This is a genomic window from Streptomyces sp. SAS_270 (genome assembly GCF_052543295.1).
Genome location: NZ_JBMNDS010000175.1, coordinates 1 through 2,364 on the forward strand (window position 1 = coordinate 1; position 2,364 = coordinate 2,364).

General features: G+C 66.9%; 2 protein-coding genes. Both read right to left on the reverse strand.

Features of this window, described 5'->3' with window-relative positions:
- Nucleotides 1-54 precede the first annotated feature (54 nt).
- Nucleotides 55-825 (reverse strand): IS21-like element helper ATPase IstB, encoded by a 771-nt coding sequence (gene istB, locus ACN6LB_RS45725; protein WP_327579963.1) that lies wholly within the window; start codon nucleotides 823-825, stop codon nucleotides 55-57.
- Nucleotides 822-2,261 carry an IS21 family transposase gene (istA, locus tag ACN6LB_RS45730; protein ID WP_445031086.1) on the reverse strand — a complete coding sequence of 480 codons (1,440 nt, stop codon included), beginning with the start codon at nucleotides 2,259-2,261 and terminating at the stop codon, nucleotides 822-824. The genes istB and istA overlap by 4 nt, the downstream gene beginning before the upstream one ends.
- Nucleotides 2,262-2,364: the final 103 nt, after the last annotated feature.

Consider the following 2,364-nt stretch of genomic DNA (forward strand, 5'->3'; position numbering starts at 1 on the left):
TGTCCGCGTACTCCCTGAAGTGCTCAGCCAAGTACAGATAAACGTGCTCAGCTCTCAGGCAACGTCGGTCTCGCGCTCGATGGCGGCGAGTCGGTTCTTCAGCCGGTAGCTGGGGCCGTTGATCGCGATGACGTCGCAGTGGTGCAGGAGGCGGTCGAGGATCGCGGTGGCGAGGACTTCGTCGCCGAAGACCTGGCCCCATTCGCTGAAGGTCTTGTTCGAGGTCAGGATGATCGAGCCCTTCTCGTAACGCTTGGAGATCACCTGGAAGACCAGGTTCGCCTCAGCGCGTTCGAGGGGCTGGTAGCCGACCTCGTCGACGACGAGAACGCTGGGCCGCAGGTAGGAACGGAGCTTGCTGGTCAGCCGGCCTGCGGCTTCGGCGGTCTTCAGCTGGCGGACCATGTCGTCGAGCGTGGTGAAGTAGATCGAGAACCCGGCCCGGCAGGCCGCGACGGCCAGGGCGACGGCAAGGTGTGTCTTGCCCACTCCCGGCGGGCCCAGAAGAGCTGCGTTGGCCTTCGCTTCGATGAACGAGAGGGTGGCCAGGTCCTTGACCTTGCGCGGGTCGAGTTCGGGCTGGAAGGAGAAGTCGTAGTCGTCCAGCGTCTTGTGGTGCGGCAGCTTCGAAAGTCGCAGGCCCTGCCGGAAACGCCGGTCATCGCGGACTGCAAGCTCTTCAGCCAGGACCAGGTCAAGGAAGTCGAGGTAGCCGAGCTTGCCCTCCTCGGCCCGCTCGGCGTACTGGTTCAGGCTCTCGGCCAGGTGGGGCAGGCCGAGCTTGGCGGCCGTGCTGCGGATGCGGGCGGTAACCAGCTGGCTCAACGGGCTTCCCTCGTCGTCGAATTGGTGGTGAAGGGGCGGGTGCCGGTCAGCTCGTCATAGACCGACAACGGACGCCGGCTGACCTCGATGCGGCTGGCGGCGGACCTGTTCAGCAGGGCCTTGAGCGGTCCGGCTTCCTCGCCCAGGGCGTCCTGGTGGCGGGGCTGGGGCATCAAGTCGCCGGTGGTGACGCGCCGGTTGTCGCCCTTGGGCAGGCCGTCCCAGTGCCTGTCGTCGACGATGCGGGCGCCGCGGCCAACAGCCCGCGGGTGGACGGCCAGGAGGGTCTCGCCGTTGGCGTCGGCGATGGTGGAGTGCAGGCTGATCTGCGACCTTGTGGCCCGGATCTCGACCAGCTGACGGGCACGGACCCTGCGGGCCGGCACCGAGTAGAGGTTCGCGTCGAAGGCGACCAGGCAGTCCTTGCCGACGTGCCGCAGATGCCGCTGGGCGACCACATACGGTGTCTGTGGCAGCGGCCGAAGGGCCATGTGGTCACGGACGGCGCGATGGCCGATGACCTCGCCGTGGGTGCCGTGGACCTTCGCCCGCCGCATCGGCACCCAGGCGGTGAACGCGGCGTCCATCTCCCCGACTGAAGAGAAGGCCCGGCCCGCCAGAACATGATCGCGGACGATCAGGACTTGGCGCTCGACCCGTCCTTTCCCGGTCGGGCGGTAGGCGGCCAGGACGTCGATGTCGAAGTCGTAGTGCCCGGCGAAGGCCACCGCTTCCGGATGCAGCGGAACCGCCTCACCAGGAGCGACGTGGCGACGGACCACCGTCTTGGTGCGGTCGTAGACGATCGTCATCGGCACCCCGCCGAAGTGCGCGAACCCGCGGCGATGGCAGTCGAAGAACGTCGCCAGGTCCTGGCTGGTGGTGAAGCAGCAGAACGGATCACGCGAGTAGGACAAGGTCATGTGGAACGAATAGACCTTCGGGATGCCGACATGGGCGAGGACCTTGCCCTCGTCGCCCCAGTCGACCTGCGCCTGAGCACCGGGGACGACCTCGAACCGGCGGTGCAGACCCGCGAGTTCACCAGAGCTGATGCCCAGCTCGTCCGCGATCCGGGGCCGGGCTTCCTGCAGGTAGATCTTCACACGCTGGTAATTGCCGGTGAAGCCGTACTCCTTGACCAGGCGCTCGTGGACCACCGCCCCTTTGATGAGGATCTCGGCCCGCAGCATCGCGTCGATCAGCGGCGCGACCTCATCCACCACCCGAGCCTTCGGCTTCCCGTTCGGCGCCCGCTTCGGCGGCGCGACCGGCGCCTGCCCCGACAGGTACTTACTGACCGTGCGACGGTTCAGCCCAGTCGCCTTGGCGATCTCCGACAGACTCATCGCCCCGGACTCGTAAAGGCCGCGGAAGCGCCTCAACTCCAGCCAGCGATGCGGGTCCAGAACCACCGTCAGCCGCCTCTCTGCCACCCCGAAGACACAGGAGCAGACTGCCGACGCGCCGACCTCACCGCATCAAGAACTGAGCACGTTCATCCGTACGCGGCTGTGTACGTTCACGTGTACGCCGACA